The organism is Moorena sp. SIO4A5 (genome assembly GCF_010672005.1).
Lineage (GTDB): Bacteria > Cyanobacteriota > Cyanobacteriia > Cyanobacteriales > Coleofasciculaceae > Moorena.
Genome location: NZ_JAAHHZ010000566.1, coordinates 1 through 3,153 on the forward strand (window position 1 = coordinate 1; position 3,153 = coordinate 3,153).

4 protein-coding genes are annotated in these 3,153 nt (G+C 45.0%); all 4 read left to right on the plus strand.

Annotated elements, in window-relative coordinates; all coding sequences use genetic code 11:
• The coding region (locus F6K57_RS41060) for a septal ring lytic transglycosylase RlpA family protein (RefSeq protein ID WP_293074803.1) at window positions 1–1,103 on the plus strand (1,103 nt) is incomplete at its 5' end.
• 815 nt (window positions 1,104–1,918) lie between these two features.
• Complete coding sequence (locus tag F6K57_RS41065; protein ID WP_293074806.1) at window positions 1,919–2,548, plus strand: septal ring lytic transglycosylase RlpA family protein; 630 nt, start codon at window positions 1,919–1,921, stop codon at window positions 2,546–2,548.
• A 143-nt stretch (window positions 2,549–2,691) separates the two neighbouring features.
• Window positions 2,692–2,904 carry a hypothetical protein gene (locus F6K57_RS41070; protein ID WP_293074809.1) on the plus strand — a complete coding sequence of 71 codons (213 nt, stop codon included), beginning with the start codon at window positions 2,692–2,694 and terminating at the stop codon, window positions 2,902–2,904.
• A gap of 106 nt (window positions 2,905–3,010) precedes the next feature.
• Window positions 3,011–3,153, plus strand: a 143-nt coding sequence (locus F6K57_RS41075) for a pantoate--beta-alanine ligase (protein ID WP_293074812.1), incomplete at its 3' end; no start/stop codon positions are given.

The following is a 3,153-nucleotide window of genomic DNA, read 5'->3' on the forward strand; positions in this document are numbered from 1 at the left end:
TCTTAGACTACAGACCTATGAATCAAAAAATTTGGGGTGGCATCACCGTTTCTGTGCTAACAACAGTTCTCGGTGCAACAATATCAATTCCTGTCTCATCCGCTGAGACAGTTACTCAGACTGTGACAGGAAATTCTGATGCTCAACTGGCAGAAGAATTGCCATCTAGCGCAACTGCAGCAATAGAAAAACTACCAGCTCAGCCAACACCAGAGTTTCAAGTGGCTGAGTTTCCAGAGCAACTGAGAACTGCTAAACCTGATGAAATCATTACCAATATTTATGCTTATGAACTTGCAGGACGTCAGGCAGCTACACTGTATGTCCGTAGTATTCCTGTTCTGACTTTCCTAGGTTCACAGGAAATCAATGCTGACCCTACCAAAGACATAGTTGCTACTGAGGTTGAAAAGATAGCAACTCCGTCTTCTGTTGCCCCAGGCAACGCTACGATATCGGATGCTAATGGGTCAGAAAATGACTCAATCCGGCGGGCTCAAGTGGTTGCTGCTCGGATCAATGAACTTCATGGCAACAATGTCAATGCTGAGTCAATCACTGTCCGTTGGAATGGTTCCTACAAAAGCTACAGCATTCAAGTAAATGGGCAAGAATTAGTCCAAGTTGATGAGAATACAATTCTGCCAGATACCACCAAAGACCTGGCTGAAGATGCTCTACAAGCTACTAATCGATTGCGACGGCTGATCGGTTATGCTCCCCCTCTCACAGAAATTGCGGACTTACCGCCAGCACCAAAACCACGAACAGTACAGAAAGTAGCTAGGAGTACCACTCGTCGGCGAGTAAGAAGTCAGATGAGGGGTATGGCTTCATGGTATGGTCCGGGTTTCCATGGCCGCCGCACTGCCAGTGGTGAGCGATTTAATCAATACGCCCTGACTGCTGCTCATCGTACCTTGCGGTTTGGGACTAGGGTGAGGGTGACTAACATGAGAAATGGTCGCTCCGTCATTGTGCGAATTAATGACCGTGGACCGCACAGCAGAAATCGCGTTATTGACCTTTCCAGAGCAGCAGCCCGAGTTATCGGAGTTGAAAGATCTGGCACTGCTGCTGTGCGTCTAGAGGTTTTATATTAACTTGAACGGTAATGGCTAATGGCTAATGGCTAATGGCTAATTGTAATCCAATTCCCAATTACCCATTACCAAAGGTGAAAAAAAATTTGTTGCAGGTAGACACGAGAATTAGTATTAGTATCATCCGTGTGCCTGCTTAAGATGAGCATTCAGCCTAGGGGGTTAGCTGAATGCTTATTGTTTAAGTGGATAGCCTAAGCGCAACTAAGCTGTGAGGCTTGTGACATACTGCTTCCGCACCTGTCAGCCATGCAAAGCGCGAGTGGGGGTTCCCCCCAAGACCGCACTGGCTCCCCAAGACCGTAATGGTGCGTTTGACCCGTAATTAAATTCGCCACGGGTCACACCTCTGCATCGCTTTTTCAGAAACTCCAACTTTAACTAAACTTTAAAAATCGATAAGTTGATTCCTGGCTTAGGTTTGAGCTTTTTTTTTTTTTTTAGTTAGCTAACTTGCGCTTTTTAAGGAGTACTAAACTTTAATTTATTAGTCTAAACTTTAGAGAATTATTTTGTTAGTAGTGTAATATTAAGCAAGTTTACTTTAAGGAATTATTTTTTGGGCAATTTCGAGTGCTAATCCAGCTTTATTTAGCACTGAAATGCCTGAAATCATAATGTTTTATCTACCTAAATATGACTCAAAAAAGTTGGAGTTGCATCACCGGTTCTTTGATAACAACAGTTTTGGGTACCTTGTTATCAACAGGTGCGACCCGTGGCGAATTTAATTCGCCTACGGAAAGCGCACCTATGATATTTCATCAGCTAAGGGCTTTGACTACACTGTTAAAGATAACCCTGACTTACCACTGATGACAGAGGTGAAATCTCTCACAATTCCAGATGCTGATCGCGCAGCGTGGCCTACGGCCTTAAAACTCTCAAGTCAGCCAGTACAAATGTTTGATGTTGCCGAGTTTCCAGCTCAATATAGAACTCTTCCTAGTTTAACTTTACCAGCGCCTGAGCTAATCACTACTGAGGAGATGCCAAAGTCAGAAGAGAAGAGAGCTTCTCCCAATTCTAATCTCCAAGGAAACGCTATGCTGATCGGCTATGCTTCTCCTCTCAAAAAAAGCAGTGCTTCACCACAGACACTGCAACCACTAACAGTACCAAGGATTGCAAAGCGTAACCGTCGCCGAGTGCGATGGAGTGTAAGGGGGATAGCTTCCTGGTATGGTTCAGGTTTCCATGGCAGGCGCACTGCTAGTGGCGAAAGATTCAATCAATACGCTCTGACTGCTGCTCATCGCACCTTGCGGTTTGGGACTAGAGTCAAAGTGACTAATCTCAGAAATGGTCGCTCTGTCATTGTGCGGATTAATGACCGTGGACCTTATGCCAGGGGTCGGATTATTGATTTGTCCAGAGGAGCTGCCAGAATAATTGGATTGGTCAGGTCTGGCACTGGGCCTGTGCATATAGAAATTCTTTATTGAATTGATTAGTTATTAGTCAAAAGAAATCTCCAGGAATTACTTGGCAATTCCTGGAGATTTATATTTATTAAGAGTATGTTGCTAACATCGATAAGAATGTGACATACTCCCACACGCTTATCAGAGATTACAGTGTGGGCTTCTTGCCAACTCCACCCAACGGTATCGGCTTTCGCCGACGCTGCGCGAACGGATACAAGGCCTTTGGCCACGCTACGCGAACGGCAAGCTTTATTGACGACACGGGATGCCCCTCCGCACCGGAACAATACAACTCGTTCTATTTTCAGTTAGTATTTGCAGTTAGTAGGTGGCGGTTAGCTCTTAATTTTATTACCCTACTATTTTCATTATAGACGGTAACAAACAAAGTATCAAAGTTCCTGTCCGCCATTCATCCCACGCCGATCTTCGGTGCGGACGTGGGGCATAAGCGCGGATGAATCTAAACTCTAGAGTCTCATGCACCTGTTTACAACAACTGCTGGATTACACTGCTACTTAGAACGTCAAGGTCCTGGCAAGGAAGTGGGTCTAGTAACCACTATGGGAGCCTTGCACAGCGGTCACTTAAGCTTAATTGAGCGGGCAAGACGAGAAAATTC

Coding starts and splice junctions, on each gene's coding strand:
- F6K57_RS41065 (WP_293074806.1), top strand. CDS start 1,919: ATGACAGAGGTGAAATCTCTCACAATTCCAGATGCTGATCGCGCAGCG.